Source organism: Pseudomonas sp. BAV 4579, assembly GCF_009765395.1.
Classification (GTDB): domain Bacteria; phylum Pseudomonadota; class Gammaproteobacteria; order Pseudomonadales; family Pseudomonadaceae; genus Chryseomonas; species Chryseomonas aestiva.
In genome coordinates, this window is sequence record NZ_WHOV01000018.1 from 1 (window position 1) to 18,063 (window position 18,063).

17 protein-coding genes and 1 pseudogene are annotated in these 18,063 nt (G+C 57.9%); 4 read left to right on the top strand and 14 right to left on the bottom strand.

From position 1 onward, the window contains the following. Window positions 1–291 (top strand): hypothetical protein (locus GSQ95_RS26260; protein WP_218580190.1); only part of this gene is annotated, 291 nt, incomplete at its 5' end. A 561-nt stretch (window positions 292–852) separates the two neighbouring features. After that, a complete protein-coding gene (locus GSQ95_RS05860; protein WP_158894957.1) occupies window positions 853–1,116 on the top strand; it encodes a hypothetical protein in 264 nt (87 codons plus the stop codon). 122 nt (window positions 1,117–1,238) lie between these two features. Here GSQ95_RS05860 and GSQ95_RS05865 read toward each other — a convergent pair whose 3' ends face one another. Continuing rightward, the gene (locus tag GSQ95_RS05865) at window positions 1,239–2,126 is read right to left on the bottom strand and encodes an NAD(P)/FAD-dependent oxidoreductase (protein WP_158894959.1); all 888 of its coding nucleotides are present in this window, start codon (window positions 2,124–2,126) and stop codon (window positions 1,239–1,241) included. A 118-nt stretch (window positions 2,127–2,244) separates the two neighbouring features. On the opposite strand from GSQ95_RS05865, the gene GSQ95_RS05870 reads away from it, so the two are divergent. Further along, on the top strand, window positions 2,245–2,685 hold the full coding sequence (locus GSQ95_RS05870; RefSeq protein ID WP_158894961.1) for an Rrf2 family transcriptional regulator: 441 nt from the start codon (window positions 2,245–2,247) through the stop codon (window positions 2,683–2,685). Window positions 2,686–3,385: 700 nt separating this feature from the next. Here the strand turns inward: GSQ95_RS05870 and GSQ95_RS05875 are convergent. After that, on the bottom strand, window positions 3,386–3,769 hold the full coding sequence (locus GSQ95_RS05875) for a response regulator (RefSeq protein WP_158894963.1): 384 nt from the start codon (window positions 3,767–3,769) through the stop codon (window positions 3,386–3,388). Between the two features lie 859 nt (window positions 3,770–4,628). On the opposite strand from GSQ95_RS05875, the gene GSQ95_RS05880 reads away from it, so the two are divergent. Then, entirely contained in the window at window positions 4,629–6,683 is a 2,055-nt protein-coding gene (locus GSQ95_RS05880) for a PAS domain-containing sensor histidine kinase (RefSeq protein ID WP_256664482.1), read from the top strand. A 178-nt stretch (window positions 6,684–6,861) separates the two neighbouring features. Here GSQ95_RS05880 and GSQ95_RS27065 read toward each other — a convergent pair whose 3' ends face one another. The 12 genes and pseudogenes from GSQ95_RS27065 to GSQ95_RS05940 form a co-directional block, all read right to left on the bottom strand. After that, the gene (locus GSQ95_RS27065; protein WP_158894965.1) at window positions 6,862–7,584 is read right to left on the bottom strand and encodes a DUF4400 domain-containing protein; all 723 of its coding nucleotides are present in this window, start codon (window positions 7,582–7,584) and stop codon (window positions 6,862–6,864) included. Next, complete coding sequence (gene traD / locus GSQ95_RS05890) at window positions 7,577–9,667, bottom strand: type IV conjugative transfer system coupling protein TraD (protein ID WP_158894967.1); 2,091 nt, start codon at window positions 9,665–9,667, stop codon at window positions 7,577–7,579. Before traD ends, GSQ95_RS27065 begins: the two co-directional genes overlap by 8 nt. Window positions 9,668–9,675: 8 nt before the next feature. Next, window positions 9,676–10,134, bottom strand: a complete 459-nt coding sequence (locus GSQ95_RS05895; RefSeq protein WP_158894969.1) for an integrating conjugative element protein — start codon at window positions 10,132–10,134, stop codon at window positions 9,676–9,678. A gap of 62 nt (window positions 10,135–10,196) precedes the next feature. After that, window positions 10,197–10,796, bottom strand: coding sequence for a transglycosylase SLT domain-containing protein (locus tag GSQ95_RS05900; RefSeq protein ID WP_158894971.1), 600 nt, complete (start codon window positions 10,794–10,796; stop codon window positions 10,197–10,199). Next, window positions 10,781–11,494: a TIGR03759 family integrating conjugative element protein gene (locus GSQ95_RS05905; RefSeq protein ID WP_158894973.1), complete on the bottom strand. Its 714-nt coding sequence runs from the start codon at window positions 11,492–11,494 to the stop codon at window positions 10,781–10,783. Before GSQ95_RS05905 ends, GSQ95_RS05900 begins: the two co-directional genes overlap by 16 nt. Beyond that, window positions 11,491–12,135 (bottom strand): hypothetical protein, encoded by a 645-nt coding sequence (locus GSQ95_RS05910; protein WP_158894975.1) that lies wholly within the window; start codon window positions 12,133–12,135, stop codon window positions 11,491–11,493. Before GSQ95_RS05910 ends, GSQ95_RS05905 begins: the two co-directional genes overlap by 4 nt. Before the next feature lie 23 nt (window positions 12,136–12,158). Then, window positions 12,159–12,515, bottom strand: coding sequence for a pilus assembly protein PilL (locus GSQ95_RS05915; protein WP_158894977.1), 357 nt, complete (start codon window positions 12,513–12,515; stop codon window positions 12,159–12,161). A 673-nt stretch (window positions 12,516–13,188) separates the two neighbouring features. Beyond that, window positions 13,189–14,397 (bottom strand): STY4528 family pathogenicity island replication protein, encoded by a 1,209-nt coding sequence (locus GSQ95_RS05920; RefSeq protein ID WP_158894979.1) that lies wholly within the window; start codon window positions 14,395–14,397, stop codon window positions 13,189–13,191. Between the two features lie 2 nt (window positions 14,398–14,399). After that, window positions 14,400–14,960 carry a DUF2857 domain-containing protein gene (locus GSQ95_RS05925; protein WP_158894981.1) on the bottom strand — a complete coding sequence of 187 codons (561 nt, stop codon included), beginning with the start codon at window positions 14,958–14,960 and terminating at the stop codon, window positions 14,400–14,402. Window positions 14,961–14,989: 29 nt separating this feature from the next. Further along, window positions 14,990–16,558, bottom strand: coding sequence for a ParB family protein (locus GSQ95_RS05930; protein WP_158894983.1), 1,569 nt, complete (start codon window positions 16,556–16,558; stop codon window positions 14,990–14,992). 147 nt (window positions 16,559–16,705) lie between these two features. Next, window positions 16,706–16,795 (bottom strand): annotated as a pseudogene (locus tag GSQ95_RS05935) (LysR family transcriptional regulator); the annotation flags it as partial. Window positions 16,796–16,809: 14 nt separating this feature from the next. Then, window positions 16,810–18,009 (bottom strand): MFS transporter, encoded by a 1,200-nt coding sequence (locus tag GSQ95_RS05940; RefSeq protein WP_158894985.1) that lies wholly within the window; start codon window positions 18,007–18,009, stop codon window positions 16,810–16,812. Window positions 18,010–18,063 lie beyond the last annotated feature (54 nt).

Genomic DNA, 18,063 nt, shown 5'->3' on the forward strand with positions numbered 1-18,063 from the left:
TGGCCTGCATTGATCGCTGTTGGCGCGTCGACTTTTCAGACAAACCCTAGCACCATAGTCCCTTTTCCAACGCCTTCGCTCCGAGCGCGCCAGCCCGACTTCCAGCCAGATACACCGGAAGCCGAAGCTGAGTTGCATATTTCAGTGCTGAACGATCTGCTAGATCAGTTGGCGTCTGAGTCGGTAGAGAACGGAGAACTTCGTCAGCAACTGCTTGCGTCGATGATGCGAGAGTTGCTTAACGATGTTGTCGTGCTCTACCGCCGAGCTCTGACAGAAGCAAGACACTAGCAACAGCCTCAGGTGAAGACGTTGCACCTGTTGGGCGTTTAGGACTGACAGGTGCGCTCGTCTTACCCACCAGAGACGATCAATTCAGCGTTGCGTTTGTGCTCATGTCGCCGGGTCTGCTCCAGCCGTTGAGCAACCAGGTAAGCCTGGAGGGTAGAGCCATCTTCTCAAGTACTTTGCACACAGCCGGCGAAGTGGCTTGTCGGTTGCAACTAGGTGCATCGAGCGTTAGATTTTGGCTGTCGTGGTCAATCCCACGACCGGGCGTCAGAACCCGTTAAACCAGGGCGCGGCAGCGTCATAGCCAGGCGAATATGGGTCGTTTGATCCGTTCCGCTTTTCTATGGCAGGCCGTGCGGGGCAGGCTATTGCCTGGCCGGTTCCCTTGGTTTCCGGTTTCTGACCCCCGTACGGTCTGCCACCACTTCTGTGTCAGAACGGATGGTGGCAGCTCCTTAATCAAACCAGGGAGCATAAGTAGAATGCCTCGTCCTCCTTTTAAGCCCGGGCTCCGCCTGGCTTATCCGATTGTCTGTTTCACCTCCTGTACGGAGGTGCGCTATGACTAGTCGCACCAACACCATTGTTCCTTTTCCAACGCCTTCGCTTCGAGCTCGCCAGCCCGACTTCCAGCCAGATACGTCGGAAGCCGAAGCTGAGCTGCATGTTTCAGTGCTGAACGATCTGCTGGATCAATTGGCGTCTGAGTCGGTAGAGAACGGAGAACTTCGCCAGCAATTGCTCGCGTCGATGATGCGCGAGCTGCTTGACGACGTTGTCGTGCTTTATCGACGAGCCCTGACGGAAGCTCGACAACCCTCTTAAGCGATGACGCTGCACCTGTCAGATAAGGTAGAGCTGGCAGGTGCGCTACTGTCTTTGCTAAGAAGACTAGTTAATACCTGCTAGCGCTTTAGTAGAAAGCCGGCGGCCTGAAGTTGCTTCACTCAGCGAAAGATCAACGACTGGTGAGCTGCGCCACCTGTGCGAGCACCGTCGCCGACCGCGATCGCCACGTTATCGGCAGCTACTGCCGCATCTCCACAGGCGAATACGCCTGCCACGCTGGTTTCTCGCATCTGGTCTACGGTAAGGAAGTCGCCCAAAGGACCGCTTTCAACGTCAAGGCCCAGCTGCTTGATCAGGGGGTTGTTCAGATGCGTGCGTGGTTGGACGAACAGTCCTGCAAGCGTAATCACACGACCACTGGCCAGTGTCACTTCCAACCGCTCCCCGCCAATAAAAACAACCGGCTCCTGCACGAGCGAAACGCCACGCTGTGCAAGCTTTCCGCTCTGTTCCGCATCAGGCTCAAAGGCGCCGTTGAGGAACAAGGTTGTTGGTCCCCAATCAGGCAACATCAGGGCCTGATGGGTAGCCAGTGGCGAGCTGGCCAGAACACCGATTTTTCCTCTGTCGAGCTCATACCCATGGCAGTAAGGGCAGTGGAAGACCTGTCGGCCCCAACGCTCAGCCAAGCCAGGAATATCTGGCAGCTCATCGGTGACGCCGGAAGCCAGAATCAGCCGACGGGCATTGAAGGTGAGGCCATCGCTTGTAGCGATAGAGATCACATCGGCCTGTTTCTCTGCTGCAACCGCAGACGCGTCATGCCAGGTGACGGATGGGTAGGCGAGTAGTTGCCGACGCGCTTGGTCAGCAATTGCATCTGGGCTGATGCCGTCTTGCCCCAAGAATCCGTGAGACGTGGCAGCGAATCGATTACGCCGTTGCGCAGCATCAATCACCAATACAGAGCGGCGCGCCCTAGCCAGCTGCATGGCAGCGGACACGCCGGCGTAGCTGCCACCCACAACGATCACATCATAGATCATGGAGTTTCCCTCATAAATTTCAGGAAACAACATAAGTTACATGACGGGCTAAAGTCTAGGTCTTGTAACTTTTCCTGTGTCAAGAGATGCTGGCCGGCTTGAATGAGGTTTTTGAGCTATGAGAAATGACACGCGCCTATCGCGGATGCTGCATACGCTGATTCACATGGCTCGCCATGAGCAACCTGCGACGTCTGACACCTTGGCGCAGATGCTAAGTACCAACCCGGTGGTGGTGCGCAGAACGATGGCGCTGCTCAAGGAACAGGGGTACGTTCGCTCTGAAAAGGGTCACCGGGGAGGGTGGATGCTGGCAAAGCCCCTTGCAGAGATCACACTGCTAAATATCCACCAGGCGCTCGGATCGTCGTCGATTTTCGCCATAGGTTTAGCGACCGATCATCCTGAATGTCTGGTCGAGCGAGCCGTAAACAATGCGCTGACCGAGGCGTTCGATGCCGCGCAGGCTTTGCTGCTGACGCGCCTGCAAAGTATCACGCTGCAGCAGCTGGCAGATGAGTTTGAACGAGATGTTCGACGGCACAAAACCGATAATTAGTAGCATGCATACCTGCTAAGCGATAGATACTCAGGAAGCATTATCGAGGTTAACTGGCCCCTAGCGTTCACAATCCTGATGTTCGCCAGTTGTACTTAAGCTCATCAGTAAAACAGCCTTTTCAGCGAAAATTGGCCACGATACTGGATTTGTCTTTAGGGCTTATAGCGGGATATGCCGCTGAGTAGAAATAGATTGATCACTTTCGCCAGTGGCGTGGTTAGTAGCTAAGATTGCGCTACTAAAGATAAATTTGTGGCTGGCAGTGACTGCCAGCTTGCCATTGCTAATTATTGGTTGTGCACAGTTAACAATCTGTGAGGAAAGCCCTAGAAAAGCTAGGCTATTTATCGATTTTGATAGGGGATTGATTATCGAGATGCGATGTTCTAGTTGATTTATAAATAAAGGATAGATGAGTTTTGCTATATGTTTATAAGTTTTTGAAGAGTCACAAGAGTTGCACTTTGTGTTGCAGATAATTGACGGGGATGAAGCGAAGGTGTTTGGTGAATGCGGCCCTACAGGTATGAGCATGCCCCCTTTTCTAGCGTAATGCCCTATCAAGGAAAGCTCTGAAGGCGTGTTGTGATAACGCTGTGCAAGCGGGGCGCGAACACAAAAGCTTACTGGCCAAGTGGCGCGGCCATGCAGTGAACGACAAGACGCGAGCGTTCATTTTTTAGCAGTATGACGCTGTTTAGCTTACTTTAAGCAATGGCAGTCGCTCAGTAACTGCCGCTTCCATTTGCTGAAGGTTCCACGGTTTTGCGATGAAAAAAGTGTTGTATGGCATTTCGTGGTTTTTTGATGGTGTGTAGCCTGAGGTGACTAGCACCGGTAGCCTAGGCCAGCGTGCAGATACCGCCACCGCAAGGTCGTGCCCGTTCAGTCTCCCTGGCATCATCACGTCTGTTACGATCAACCCCAGCTCTCCTGCGTGATCTTCCAGATAAGTCATCCCCGCATCCGCCCGATCGACAGCCACAACCTCTGCCCCCAAATCACGTAGCAATTCACACAGAAGCCCGAGCAGCAAGGGTTCGTCCTCGATGACGAGCACGACAACCTGAGGAATTTTCATTGGAATCAGAACCGATTAGGAGGGGGATACACGTCAATAGAACACCAAAGGGCTTAAATGTTTTTTCGAAGTGACCGGTGGTGGGCCCGATAAAATTGCACGGTTACCGTTTCGGTAATGGCCCTACAGATCTTCAAATCATTTAAAAACATGCAGAGCGCAGCGGCGCTACCTATCAGATGGCTGCAGACAGGCTACAGAAGGAAAGTCGAGCATATCAGCCGATTTCTCTTAGGATCTGTATATCGTGCCAGTGGTTGGCACATCATTCTAAGTTCAGGGCGTCAGCTCATACAAACGCGCGAAATAAAATATCCGACATTTGATTAGGGATCTTGCGGTTGGGGTCCTGTATCTGTATTTATGTTCTTGCGCTACCAAGGTTTGAATAAATTACTCATGCTGCTATTTTATCTATCGCAATTTATCCATTGTAATGTCGTGAACCGAACTAAATCACCAGGAGGGGATTACTAACTCAATGGCAAGCGACATTTAGCGATATTTTGCAATGCAGGCAAGCGGTACCAGCTTTGCCAATCCCCTTAGCAGTCTGTGCTTAGCTCCGCCCGCACAGATATGTCAGCTGTGCGCATAGGGTTCCCTTCGGTCACAAGATGGATCCGCCTGCTTGTAAGCAGGCGTTCAAGGCCGCACGATAACGAATGATCGAGCCTTTGTAACGGGTTGACCGGTTAGCTTCTGAGCATTAGGGGGCGTAGACCAGCCTCCAACGCTCGCACTGTCGTCGACGTCATTGAGCCGCATAGCACTATCACAGGATAGAGCACAGGTAGACTGAAGCCTCGATCCAATCACTCCGCTTTTCACGTAGCCGCTACCTAGCAGGTCCCTATCCATGCCTGAGCATCACAGTCCTGATCCGGCTGAACAGAAAGATGCGACGCTGGCTTTCGTTCAGCAGATGCTTTTTTCAGCTGCCCCTGCACCTATGTTGGTCGTTGCGGTAGATAGTCCGCGTTTCACGATTATTGATGTCAACGATGCCTACCTCGCAGCAACCTTGCAAACACGAGCCAGGCTCGTCGGCCGAGGCCTGTTTGACGCGATGCCAGACAATCCAGATGACTTTGCCGCGACAGGGGTAGCTAATCTTCGCGCGTCAATCGAGCGGGCCATCGAGACCAAGAAGCCGGACCGTATGCCGGACCAGAAATACGATATTTCTCATCCCGCAGGCGGCTTTGAGGTCCGATGGTGGGAACCGGTTAACGCACCGATACTCAGCAAAAATGGCGAAGTGGTAGCGGTGATTCATCATGTAATCGATGCCACTGAGCGGGTCCGCGCAGATGAAGCGCTGCGTAGTCTAAATGATACGCTAGAACAAAAAATCTTCTTGCGTACTGAAGAATTGCAGTTGTCGCAGGATATTATTGAATCCTGTGCCGATCCGATATGCGCGTTTGATAACGAATTTCGATTAATTGCCTTCAATCAGGCGCACAGTAACGAATTTTTTCGCATGTTCGCTCTCCGCGTACAGTTGGGGGATGTTCTCCCCGATCTACTTCCGCCTGACCAGGCGCTCATTATGCGTGGGTTCATGACGCGCGCTCTTTTGGGTGAATCCTATACCGTGGCCGAAGAGTTCGGTGATCCTACGCTGCTCACGCGCTACTGGGAATTTTCCTATTCGCCTTTGTACAGTTTGGAAGGGCGCATCATTGGTGCATTTCACTACGCTCGTGATATTACTGAGCATCTTCGCGCCGAGGCAGAGTTGGGCCTTACTCAAGAAGCGCTGCGTCAGTCGCAAAAAATCGAGCTTATTGGCCAGTTGACGGGCGGTGTCGCACATGATTTCAACAACCTTCTGACTGTCATTAGGGCCTCCACTGATCTGCTCCAACGGCCAAACCTTACGCCTGACCGCAGTGTTCGTTACATCACTGCAATATCTGAGACTGTAGATAGGGCGACGAAACTAACTGGTCAGCTTCTAGCGTTCGCGCGACGGCAAACGCTCAAGCCAGAGGTGTTTGATGTGTGCGAGAGCGTACGTGCCCTCTCGGGCATGATGGGCACCCTCACGGGCTCGCGCATTAGGGTGATTACCGACCTACCTTCCAAAAGCTGTTATGTAAGCGCTGATCTTAGTCAATTCGATACTGCTTTAGTCAACATGGCGGTCAATGCGCGCGACGCGATGAAAAGCGAGGGAGTGCTCACTATCAAGGTAGAGACAGTCGACTTAATGCCTGCCGTACGTAGTCACCCTGCGGTAAAAGGTAACTATGTCGCTATTTCAATTACAGATACAGGTGGCGGCATTTCCCAGGAACATTTGGGAAAAATTTTCGAGCCGTTTTTTACCACGAAGAACGTCGGCGAAGGAACCGGTTTGGGTCTTTCACAGGTGTTTGGATTTGCCAAACAGTCTGGTGGCGAAGTGGTTGTCAACAGTGAGCAGGGGCGTGGCACTACATTTACGCTTTATCTTGCGCGTATCGCCGATGCGCCTCAGGCTGCGGTCGCTGCGCCATCGGAACCGTTGATGGATGGTCATGGCACCTGTGTGCTGGTAGTCGAGGACAATGCCGACGTGGGCGCTGTAGCGGTGCAGGCACTTACCGATCTGGGTTATCTCACGGTCTTGGCAGCCAATGCCGAAGAAGCGCTGGCTGAGCTTGCCAGAAATGCCAACCGATTTGATGTAGTGTTCTCTGATGTAGTGATGCCCGGCATGAATGGTGTTGAGCTGGCACACCGCATCCGCGCGGAGCACTATGACCTTCCCGTATTGCTTACTTCTGGCTATAGCCATGTGCTTGCTCAGAATGGCACTGATGGTTTTGAGTTGCTTCAAAAGCCCTACTCAGTTGAGCAGCTCTCTCGTCTCTTGCGCAAGGTTGCCACGTGGCAGCGGCGCAAACGTATTCTAGGCAGGTAGCTTCAATCTTTGGGACATACGATCAGCGGCGGCGAGTGGTCAGAGACCAGGGTGGCATCCCCTAATCCCCGAGACATTTCACGCGTACGGTTTGCCGTGGCTAGCGGGTGTTGAAAGCATGGTCTTGTCAGGTTTCACGTGAAACCTTTTGTCGCCTGCATGAGGCACTGGGGAGGACTTAAAGGTGCTTTTTGAATGAACCCACCACAAGCGTCGCCATACCTGCTACTCCCGCAGCGCTTGCGACGATGAAACCGCTGGGCGATAGAGACAACGGAAGCACCAAATACACTACTCCTGGCAGCAACGTAAGAGGGACGAAAAGGACTCTAGCACGGTGATGGACATAGCTCGATTCGCGCTGGGTGTTGAAGCGGCGTACGTGCCGTCGTACCCACCCATCTATTACGCCCACCAACAGACTTAAGACCAGCAAGGGTAAGGCTTGACATAGGTTCAAGGCCCTTACGCCGATACTGAGCCCGCTATACTGCGCAGCCGCCAGAGCAGTATGCAACTGCGACTGTTTTGATACCCGTAAAGCAATCGATGCGCGGTGCTCAGAGAGACACGGCAGCGAGTGCGACGCATGCCGTATTCCGATCCGGTAAGCGGACAATGTAGTGCGCTGTAATGAGCTTTCTGTTTTTCGCCATGCGTACGAGAGCGACTGCCACCGGGCAGCTCCGGGCGTGCCGGCAAGGTAATGCAAGTCGTGCTCATAGACGCTTTGCGCGTGCCACTTCGCAATATCCGACCACACGAACAGCATGCCAAGGCCTTCCAGTAAAAGCCGAAGGAGCAGCGCGGCGCACAGCAGGCCCAGGACCGTAAAGGGCAGTAGCAGAAGCTGCGTAAACCCTCCGTAACTACGCGGCCGGGTGTCTACGGCTTCATTCATGAGAAGAAACCTCCGCAGTCGAAGTCGCCGGTGGCTCTGGGGCAGCCTTGAGTGGTGAGTCTGGTTCGCCAGACTGCTCAGCCGTCTTGGGCCCGAACGGGTGCCGGCGCATGGCAGCGGTCAGCGCACGAAGATCAGCCGGTAAATCATCATCAGCGTCTGGTAGCGGTAAGGGCATGCGCACCTTCCACAGCGCACCACCTTCAAGCAGCGCAAAGCACTGCCCCTTGGGCAACGCGACGAGATGAGCAGGCTCAATCAGAGGCCGCCGGCTGCCCACGAGCTGATCTTGAGTGCTGGAGGTGAAGGCGCTCGCAGCCGTTGGATCAGAGGTGTCAGTGACGCTACTAGATTGCGCGGGTGTATAGACGTCAACCTGGGGGAGTTGGCGGGTCAGCAGCTCGGCCGTGGCTGTTTCGCGTACACGCAGCATGAATAGGTTGTTGAAGTTGCCAATCACCTGACCCGCCTTGGCGCGATTACCTAGCCGCGCCTCGATATCCGACAGGGTCTGGGTATAGGCCGTCACCTGAACGCCAGCGCCGCCGCCCTTGTTGACCAGGGGAATAAACTCATCACCCATCAGTTCGTTGAACTCATCGGCGTGCAGATTAATGGTTGGCTTGGTGCCTGGCTTGCCGCCGGGTAATCCGCTGTCGACGCCGAACTTGTAGAGGTGTCCCGCCACCGAAACCAGATCCGCAAACATGGAATTGCCTACGGCTGCGGCGACCTCGGCATCGGATAGGGCATCCAAGCCCACATAAACAATGGCGCGTTGGCGAACGACTTGCATCCAGTCGAAGATTGGCCGCGGATCCTGCAGGTCCTCGTAGTCCGGCGAGAGCAACTGGACGATCTTGCCGGTGGTGAGCTTCTCCAGCAGGGGCAGGAGCGAAGCCACAATCTTGTCGAAAAAGCTGCGCTCGTAGCGCACGGCGCTGCGCAGGCCATCGAGCACCGGATCGAAGTGATTGGTAGTAGAGAGGTACTGCTCGAGGGCAACAACCCGGATCTCCCGTCCAATCATGTGCCGCGGCAGATTACGGTTGTTCAATCCCGCCTCAAGCGTGAGGATCGCCTCCCACGCCTCGGGTTCGCGTGTAGCGAAGTAGTGTTCGGCGTACTGAATAAACAGCGCATCGATGTTGATGACATAGCGCTGGATCAACCGATAGTCAGGGCGCTGACCCAGCTCCACCAAAGCGCGCGCAATGATGTTGACGAAGCGCCAGGCAAATTCGCGAAAGGCGGCGCTATCGCCTTCACCGGAGAGTTGCCCGGCAAGACGAGTAGCCACCTCGGAGATACGGCCAAAACGGCCGACGGCGTTGTACCGAGCCGAGCTATCTGGCCAGCCCAGGTGGAACACCAAAAACTCCTGTTCACGGCCGGCGCGTTTGGCTTCGGCGTACATCCGCTTGAGCAGATATGCATCGCCTTTAGGATCGAACACGATGACCACTTCATGCTCGCCCTGCGCATTGCGGCGGCGGATGTCCTGCGCAATGAAGAGCTCGGCCAGCCGCGTCTTGCCGACCCGCGTTGTACCCAGTACCAGCGTATGGCCCACACGCTCGTTCAAGGGTAGGCAGACGTCTTGCTCGTCAGGCTCGACGCCATGCAGGCGAGGCAGGCCGCCAATGGCGGCTTGAGTCAGGTGACCGCGCCGCGAAGGCTGTTTGAAAAGGTGTTGGATAAAGCGGTCGTACCGGCTTGGCTCGACATAGCGGCGGCACTGCGGCAAATAAGTTTCGAGCAAGCGTTGGGTATGCCGCGCCTCCCAGCGAAACCCACGGCCGATGAACAGCGTCTGCGTGCTGACCGGTATCGCAGCGCTGGACAAGGTGTAGGCAGGCAGCCGCCGGAGATTACGTCGGTAGCGCAGTATGCGATGAGCCTGATACAGCCGTGCGGCGGCGAGGCATAGGAATGCCGTTGTGGCGAATGAGACCATTGGGGCCGAGAGCCCGAACGTTTCGGGGATGAGTGCAACAAGGCCAGCCGCTAGCATGCAGGCGACAACGCTGTACAACTCCACGGCTGGACGAAGCCAGCGCTCATAGCCGGTTGGATGGGACATGGCCTGCGCTACCTGTCATCCGCAATTGGCAGGAGCAGCACAGGGTAGTGGTGCAGCCCCAGGCGTTGGGCGAGGTCATCCCCCGAGGTTGGAATGAGAGTGAGGTCGGGGGCCAGGCGCCGAAGTTCGGCCAAGGCCGCGGCAGTGTCGATATTTACCACCAGGCCAATAGCCTGCTGGTCCTTCAGCTGCCGCTGCTTCTGGCTCAGCCAATGACGTGAGTACGCATCATCACCGATGAGAAACAGGGGGCTAAGCCCAGGTGCTTGGAGCGCTCGTGTCGAAGCTTCGCCTGGAGTCAGTCTTTGCGACCGCACCGGTAGCATTGCGGTCTCAGCCTCGTAAGCATCGGCAGGAAATAGGGTCACAGTGGCCGTGCGTGGTGGAGCTGTTCGTTTGAACGGCTCGAAGTACGGCCGGGTGGAAACACCTCCCTCGTGACCCACCACGATGAGTGGGTCCGCCATTGCCTGCAGGGATAGCCATCCCGTACCGAGTACGAACAGCGAGCGTCTTCCGAACCCAGGTCTCACGGCAGCTCTCCCACCTGCAGTCCACTGGCTACCTGACCCTGTAGGCGATCCAGATGCGCCTGGACGAGGCGCTGATAGCGTGCGGCGAATGCGCCGCCGGCCGGGCGGTGGTAGCGGCCAATGGCGGCTGGCCAATCAGGAGCGGCTGCGCGCTGCTCGACGAGGATTGCAGCGGCAATCGCAAGGTTTTGATAGGGGTCTAGCAAGTCACACGGATGGGTGACGCGATGGCGGTGGTAACCCAGGTTGATCTGGCCGAGACCCACGTCGATTTTGCGGCCTGGGGTAGTGTCCATGGCCTGCAGCAGGCCGGTGCATGCCGTATGGCGATTGGCAAACCGCTTGGCCTCGCCAGCCACGTTCAGGGTCCAGGGCCACGGCACTGACCGTCCTTGCCAGCGTCGCCCGCTTTCCTGCAGTGCTATGGCGTACAGAACCAGAGAGGGAACGCCGGCTTGCTGGGCCGCAAGCTGATAGGCCGGAGGCGGCAGCTGAGCCTGCGCCCAGGTGGCGACGCTGACCAAAGCCGACAACAAAAACGCCAGGCCAGCGACTGCTCGACGGCGCCTTGTTGGCGTGGCTACTGTCGCTGCCATTGTCCATTCACCCGCTGTGCGACGACGGGTAATTCGCCGGCAAGACCTAGCGACTGAAAGCGGCCATTGTCATGGTTGAGGGTAATGGTCCGCTGCTGAACGCGCGTGGGATCCAGGCGAGCCTGACGCGCCCAACGCCGTAGTCGTGCGTCATCGCCTTTGCTATCCACCAGGTACAGGTCGAAGGCCCGACCTTGTGCCTGCAACTGCCGGACACGTTCAAGACAGGGCGGGCAGTCCGCTTTGACGAACACAGAAAGGCGCGCCTCGTCTGCCACGTTGGCGTCCTCGAGCGTGACCCGCTGCAAGTCAGGTGCAAGGCGCTGCCAGGCAGCGTCGTAGGCGCGCTGATAGGTCAGCAGTTTCTCGACGCGTCGGGCCTCGGCTCTGACCTGCAACTCCGCATAGCGCGCACGCTCTTCGTCACTGCGTGCCTCGATACCTAGGGCGGTCAATGGGTCCAGGTTCGGCGCGTAGATACCTAGCGGACCCTGCATCAGCTCGCGATAGCGGACCCAGTCACTGGCCTGCAGACCCCAGGCCCGAGCCTGTGCGTCCTCGTTCAGCACGAGGCGGCTGTGTTGGGTCTCGCTCCAGCGCGTCTGGTCGTGGGCAGTAGGCGCAGGAGATGCCTGAACAGCCTGAATAGAGCCAAGAATCAGGCTGAGCAACGCGGTAGCAGGTAACCGTTGTGTCATCGCGTGTCTCCTCCAGGCAGCGGCAGACGCCGCACCAGGCCATCCACCCGAAATGTTGCGGTGTCCTGGGTCAAGCCGGTGAGCTGCCATTGGCCCAAGGACTCGCCCACGCGGAGCAGCGTGACGGCGTTGAGCCCTTGCTGATGAGCAGGTAACAGGGACAGAAAGGTGTGGCCGCCACGTTGCTCTGCACCGAGTAGCTGAAAGGGCGGTTTGGACGCCTTGGCCTTTGGTGCAGGTCGTGCCGGTGTTTGGCGCTTCTCGCGAAACGCCGTTGCTTGGTGCATCAGGGCGTGCAACTGAGCCTCAAGTCGGTCAGTGCGTTGTTGCAAAGTCAGCATGTCTGCAGCTTGGGCATGTTTTTCCTGCTGCTGAACAACGGCGGCCAATCTGGCTTCAAGGTCCTCGCGTACCGCGCTTAGCTCGGTCGGGCTGACCAGGCGCTCTGGCGTTGGCAGGGCATCCAGTCGGGCAGTGAGGGAGGCCATGTCCGCCTGCAGCGCCTGAAGGCCCGGCTGGTCATTGTGTTGCACTAGTTGCTGACGCAGGCGCGACTGGCCCATGTGGTCATGCACCATCAGGATGCTGAGCGCGAGTAACCAGGCGGCGCCGCCCAGGCGTTGTAGATGATCAGCACGCATGGCCAGAAAAGACGCTCGCACCCTCACGATGGCCGGCCCTCGGTTGGATGGGTTGGCGCAGGTGCAAAGCACACACGCCGAGCGAGCGAATCAACCTGTAGCGTCCAGGCAGGGCCTGCCAGGGCCTGCAGGGCGTCACGCAGCGGCAGCGGTCCCAACTGCAGGTGTGCGGCCGGCAAGGACAGCGCATAGAGCTGAGCCGCCTCTGGCGTCTCGCACAGCGAAAAGCCGGAGCGGATCAGCACGTAGCGCAGGGCATCGCCCACGGTACGGTCGGCGCCGGCGGGGATGGAAACGTCCACAACCTGACGCATCAGGTTGCGTTGAGCGAGTTCAGGTCCTTGCTCGACCAGGGTGTAGCGTCCCTGGCGGACAACCAAAAGATCCCGTTCCGGTACGGGCGCTGGCGAGCGCACAGAAGGGGTGTCAGACAGCGCGCCTGCTGGGTCGGATGGCAGTGGGGTACAGCCTTGGAGCAGTAGGCCTAGGGCCGCCCCGGCGCAGGCGGGTATGAGGCAAGCGGTGGCGTAGGGTGCGCGCATGGAAGACTCCCGAGAAGGCGAGTCGCTACTTTCCAATGCAGGGCCGTCTTGAGGCTGCGATTAAGGCGCACTGTGGCCTTACCAGTTTTCGCTAGGCGTTCTCGGAGTCCACCCGGGTGTTTGCCACGTGAGAGCTATCCCCTGGGGATAGCTCCGGGATAAGCCTCATTGGGCTAGGCGACGTTGATCCAAGATGTGTGGTTTATCTTGAGTCCTGTCACCTATCCCCTGGGGATAGATCAGGTCCACGACTGCACGGCAGCCCATGCAGAAAGCCAAGATAGGGAGAGGTCTGCATCCAGCATGAGTCCTGGAGCAATCCCCAGGGGATAGTTCCCAAAGGATAGCGGCGCTGAGTTGAGTACCGGAGATCCCGTTACCACGACCCCTTCTGGGAGTTCTCTAGCTATCCCCTGGGGATAGCTCAGCAAGGGGCGCGTGGTTGGTCATGCCAGGACCGTTTGTATTGATCTGCCCATATGCAGGATGACCTGTGCCCTCAGTCGGTGAGCTATCCCCTGGGGATAGCGTTCCGCGGAGGAAGACGCAGCGCTGATCGCAGTTGATCCAAGTGAGCCCGACCTACCTCAGGATTTCGCGACGTCTGGCACGCCCGCGCCGGTGGCGGTTCGGCAGGAATGATTGGTGTCGGCTCAGGCGGCAGCGGTGGTGGGATAAAGGTAGACGCTGCCGCGCGGTTGAATTCGCCACGCAGGGCTTTCTGGATGATGCCGAACAGGTAGCCCGCTGGATTGCGAACTGCGGAGCGCTCGCAGCGGGCCGCCCATTCATCGAGAATCGCCTGTCGCTGTGCAGGCTCCACGGGCTTGAGGGACGCCAGGGCGCCGGACCGTTGCTCACGGTCGAGGGTGAGAAAGCGTGGGGGTAGTACGAGGTCGTTAGACTCAGTCATCTTCGTACGTACTAATTCTTTATCTACTTTACGTACAGTACGGTCTGCCTTCGGATTCCGAAGGGCGTCGTCAGAATCAGGGATCGCACCTGCTTCGGAATCCGAAGGCGGTGCGGGCGTACTGTCTTCGGATTTCGGGATTTCAGGGTCCGTTACCGCCAGTACGCCTTTGTCCGTCCAGCCCTGCTGAGCGAGACGTTGAGCAATAATCTGCAGGCGAGTGGGAAGGCTCCGCTGGTTGACCTGTGGATCTTCTGTTACCTCCTTTAGCACCTGCCGCGCGACCACCTGCACTGCCTTCGCCGCGTGGCTCAGTGCTTGGCTCACCAGCTTCAGATAGTCCGGATCCAGCTGGATTGCTTCGAACGGCGTGAGAGGCTCATCGTGCAGGACATAGAGGTTACCCTGGATACGGCCGGTGTGAGGATCACGTTGTCGCCTGACGAGGCTCAGCCAGCGCGTCAGTCGGAGGAGGGCTAGGGCGCGGGCTACAGTTTCATTGGACGCTTGCGCGGCGCAAGGCATGACCGCCAAGTACGGACGGAGCCGCTCATAGGTTGGAAAGGCTGTCAGGCCGCTGCGATCCAGCAGCAGGTGCAAAACCTGCCAGGCGTTGCGCTCTAGCGGCGTCAGGCGCCGATCAAGCAGGAGCGCGCGCGGTAGGCTGTCGTGGCGGTTACCACTGTAGAGGAAACTATCCCGGGGCGGGCCGTCCGCTTTTGGGGATGATTTAAGGGTGCGCAGAACGTTATTGAAGACAGCTGTCAGGGGAGTGGGACTAGTGCGCCGTAACGCCTCGTGGGCCATGCCTACGCTCCTTGTTGGCTGGTCCAGCGCCGAACCGATGACCAGAGAACGGCCAGCGGTATTTCATGCGCCTCGGCAAGCTCCATGGCCAGCTCGAGCATGGCGGTTTCGTCCTCGGTTGATAGCCCGCGCCGCGCCACCTCGGTTTTCCATTGCCGCCAGAGTGCGGCGTCCTGCGCATCATCCAGCGCGGGATAACGGCCTTTGCGCTTGGGTAAGCCCAGCACATTGCGGCGTAAGGCAACCTCTTGGTGGGTGAGCCCGAAGCGGTGACTGACCATCTCGCTGCTGCTGCCCAGGCGCAGCATGCGATCAATCTGCGCGATCTCCTGACTCACATCGGCAGATTGTCCAAGCAGACGTTTGATCACGTCGCGATTGATCGACACCGTGCACCATGAGACTGGCGCGTTCACCAGAAGGCTGACCAGGTCTGGCTGCTTCAGGGCGGCCAGCTCTTCCTCGTCAAATCCCATCGCTTGGCAGCGGCGAAGCTCGCCGTGATGTAAGTGGTGCAGGGCCTGGGTTAGTACGGCTTGGTTCAGCGGGTGGCTGGTCGGCATGACGGAGGTTCTCGGAACAGTGCACAGGATCAAGAGAAAGAACCGGCCTCTAGGCGGTTGAGGCGACGGGTGTGGCGGATGAGCCGAAATAGCAGTGAGAGCGAAGGTCCACTTAGCGGGGCGATCTCGCCCGCCTGACCTTGCAAGAGCGCGCCGAGTCCATCGGCAAGGGCTGCACGGTCGACCAGGGGGAGCGTCTGAGCAGTGCCAGTGAGCGCGTGAAGCAGGAGCAACACGGTACGCGCGGCAGGCTGCAGCACATGAGCATCGGTCGGCCACGTACAGGAGAAACCCAGGTGATTTGTCTGGGCGCTCACGAAGGGCTCGACACCTGCGTCTCGAGCCAATTGCTGCGCAAGGTGTGCAATCTGGTTCCGCAGGTGCTCAGGTTGGGTGCGTACAGCTTCAGGGGGCGTCGTGTGGTCACTGGATTTATCCCTGCCCCGAGAAGGTTGAGCCATGTGGGACTTGTTTCCCGGCTGCGCGAAGGGCTCAGTGGTATGGCGGGCAATCAATTGCTGAATGGCCATGAGCCGTGGAGAGGTACCCGGATCAGTCTCATTGGGTGTCTGTCCCGGCGCATGCGAGGTGAGCGGTGGCGTTTGCGAGAGCGCACGTTGGCGCGTTTCCTGTTGATCGATGTCCAGTGCCAGCGCCTCGTAATGCATCCCGAGCGCTGCGGCCATTTGTGCGATCAGCTCGTCCTGTACGCGTCGTGGGCAAAAGTGCTCGCCTGCGGAATCAAACTGCGCCAATACGTGTTGGAACAATTCGGCAAAGGTGTGGCGCTCGCGGTGGTTTGCCAGACCCTGCCAGGTGCGTTCGCAAGCCCGTCTTAGAATCGCAAGGCGTTCCACTTGATGCCGTCCAAGGCCGGCATACAGCACGGTGGGTATGGCAGGGAGCAGATAGCGCAACGCTTCCTGCATGCGACTGATGTGGGATTGGCGAACGGGATAGCCATCCGCGTTGAGACGTCGCGCCAGTTCGGATTGGGAGAGGGTGCGTCCGGCTTCTTGCTCGTAAAGCGCTTGCGCCCGTTGAATGGCCTTGGCGCGTTCGATGAAGGTCAGGCCGCCACGGAGTTCGTTTTCGGCCAAGTGGCCCGTCAGTGCCTCCAGCTCGCCACGCTCGGTCCACGGACGATACCGGCAAGTCAGCCGGAAAAAGCGCTCCTCGCCGGTTTCGGCATAGAGCTCGCGCAGGATCGACAGGCGCGTATTACCCCCGCTGTAGATGATGTAGTGAGACTCGCCAGTACGCCGCGTGATGACAGGTACGCTGTCCAGACCACGCTCGCGGATCGAAGCCTTGATCTCGTCATAGGCAGGATTTCTTAGAGTACGGGGGTTGTGATCAAAGGGGCGCAGCTCGTCGAGGGTGACAATCCGTAGCGACTCGCAAGCCGTTCCTGCTTCGTACGTTTCGGGCTCCAGGCGCGCATCTTCTACCGGGCTATCTAGGTGAGCCTTGGCAGGAACGCCCTGTCGGGAGGCATGGGATTCGGCATCGCCGGAAACTGTTCGGGCCAGCGGGTCAAGCGAGTCAGGTTTGATCGGCTCGTCAGAGCCGGTGGCTTCATGAGGATACGTGTGCATGGCAGACGTAAGGTCAATTGAGTAAGGGTGAATAGGTCCGGTCTCCGTTGCTCCTGCAAACGGTGCCACCGTCGATGGAAACGCCCTCACAGCGCACGACCAATAGGAGATACCAGGATTAAAGCGCTTCTGACGCTCTCCCTAAACCGACTGCTCGATATGCAGTCGTGCCGCTGCCCGGGCGAAATGACGTTCTTTTGCCGCGGCAATGAAACAGCGTAAGTGGCGCAGTTCCACAGCCTTTCCTTCAGTCAGTGTTTAGAGTCGAGATAGGTGTGATTGGATGCCGTGCCTTTCTGGCGTAGTAGGAGCAGTTGGGCAAAGGCGCCAAGTGTGGCTACGCCGGCAGCGTAGAGCGCCAGATTACCGACCGGCTGTTCGAGCAGTAGAACGAACCCGCCTGCAGCCGCACCAAGAGCGCTCCCCAAGTACAAGGCTGATTCATTCAAGGCCACGGCAAGGTTGCCATCACCATGGTGTTGGCGCGCCTGGATCAGCTCGTTGTTCTGCGGTACCTGCAGGGCCCAGCCGACCGCGCCCCAAGCGGCAATGGGCAGCATGACAAGCCACTGATTCCACTGTGCGGTCTGAGGAAGAAAAAGCAGAGACAGTGCCAGAACGACCATGATCCCTAGGGTCAGCACCGCACCACGAACCCGATCAACCAAGGGGCCAATTAAGAAACTTCCTAGTACACCTCCAATGCCCCATACCCAGAGATAGGCCGTAACAGAGTGGATACCACCGTAGGCAGGGTCGGACAGCAGAGGGGCGATGAAGGTATACATGCCGAGGCTGGATACGGCCGCTAGCAACGACACGAGCAAAATGGTCAGGACTCGGCCATCGCTGAGCATGGCGAGTTTTTGGCCAAGGGAGCTGGCGGTCGCCTTGGGTAGCGCTGGCAGACGCAGGTAAAGGCCCGCCCAGCTCACAGCGCCCAAGAGCGTGATCAACCATAGAGCTGCTTGCCAGCCCCATTGGTCAGCCAATAGCAAACTCAGCGGTACACCAAGGACCACACCGCTGGCCATGCCGCCCAAAATTACGGCGATACCTTTGCCGCGGCGCTCCGGAGTAGAGAGCGATGCGGCGGCAGCAATGCCCATGGCGAGGTAGACACCGGCACCAATACCGGCGATTGCGCGGCAAACTACAAGCGTCAGAAAGCTATCAGAAAGGGCGCTTCCTGCGTTCGCAAGTACGAAGACCAGTAGGGCGAGTAACAGTCCAGCACGTTGCCGGTTGGGCGGCACAAGGGCGACGAACACAGGCGAGCCGATGCCATAAGCAAGGGTAAAGGCGGTAACCAGTTGGGCCGCCATGGCTACTGACACTGAGAGGGAGCTTTGGATGAGCGGGATGAGCCCTGCTGTTACATAGGAGGCCATCCCAAGGGCGAAGGCGCCCAGGGCGATGAGATAGGTAGGTGAAGTACGATTTGAAGGCATGACAAAGTCCTCACGGAGGTGAGTCGGTAAATAGGAAGTGAGGGGGCGACGCGG

Excerpts from the sequence above, each read along its gene's own strand:
- GSQ95_RS05940 (WP_158894985.1), bottom strand. The coding sequence starts at position 18,009 with ATGCCTTCAAATCGTACTTCACCTACCTATCTCATCGCCCTGGGCGCC.
- GSQ95_RS05860 (WP_158894957.1), top strand. The coding sequence starts at position 853 with ATGACTAGTCGCACCAACACCATTGTTCCTTTTCCAACGCCTTCGCTT.
- GSQ95_RS05895 (WP_158894969.1), bottom strand. The coding sequence starts at position 10,134 with ATGGCGGACCCACTCATCGTGGTGGGTCACGAGGGAGGTGTTTCCACC.
- GSQ95_RS05875 (WP_158894963.1), bottom strand. The coding sequence starts at position 3,769 with ATGAAAATTCCTCAGGTTGTCGTGCTCGTCATCGAGGACGAACCCTTG.
- GSQ95_RS05930 (WP_158894983.1), bottom strand. The coding sequence starts at position 16,558 with ATGCACACGTATCCTCATGAAGCCACCGGCTCTGACGAGCCGATCAAA.
- GSQ95_RS27065 (WP_158894965.1), bottom strand. The coding sequence starts at position 7,584 with ATGAATGAAGCCGTAGACACCCGGCCGCGTAGTTACGGAGGGTTTACG.
- GSQ95_RS05920 (WP_158894979.1), bottom strand. The coding sequence starts at position 14,397 with ATGGCCCACGAGGCGTTACGGCGCACTAGTCCCACTCCCCTGACAGCT.
- GSQ95_RS05925 (WP_158894981.1), bottom strand. The coding sequence starts at position 14,960 with ATGCCGACCAGCCACCCGCTGAACCAAGCCGTACTAACCCAGGCCCTG.
- GSQ95_RS05910 (WP_158894975.1), bottom strand. The coding sequence starts at position 12,135 with ATGCGTGCTGATCATCTACAACGCCTGGGCGGCGCCGCCTGGTTACTC.
- GSQ95_RS05905 (WP_158894973.1), bottom strand. The coding sequence starts at position 11,494 with ATGACACAACGGTTACCTGCTACCGCGTTGCTCAGCCTGATTCTTGGC.
- GSQ95_RS05900 (WP_158894971.1), bottom strand. The coding sequence starts at position 10,796 with ATGGCAGCGACAGTAGCCACGCCAACAAGGCGCCGTCGAGCAGTCGCT.
- GSQ95_RS05865 (WP_158894959.1), bottom strand. The coding sequence starts at position 2,126 with ATGATCTATGATGTGATCGTTGTGGGTGGCAGCTACGCCGGCGTGTCC.
- GSQ95_RS05870 (WP_158894961.1), top strand. The coding sequence starts at position 2,245 with ATGAGAAATGACACGCGCCTATCGCGGATGCTGCATACGCTGATTCAC.
- traD (WP_158894967.1), bottom strand. The coding sequence starts at position 9,667 with ATGTCCCATCCAACCGGCTATGAGCGCTGGCTTCGTCCAGCCGTGGAG.
- GSQ95_RS05880 (WP_256664482.1), top strand. The coding sequence starts at position 4,629 with ATGCCTGAGCATCACAGTCCTGATCCGGCTGAACAGAAAGATGCGACG.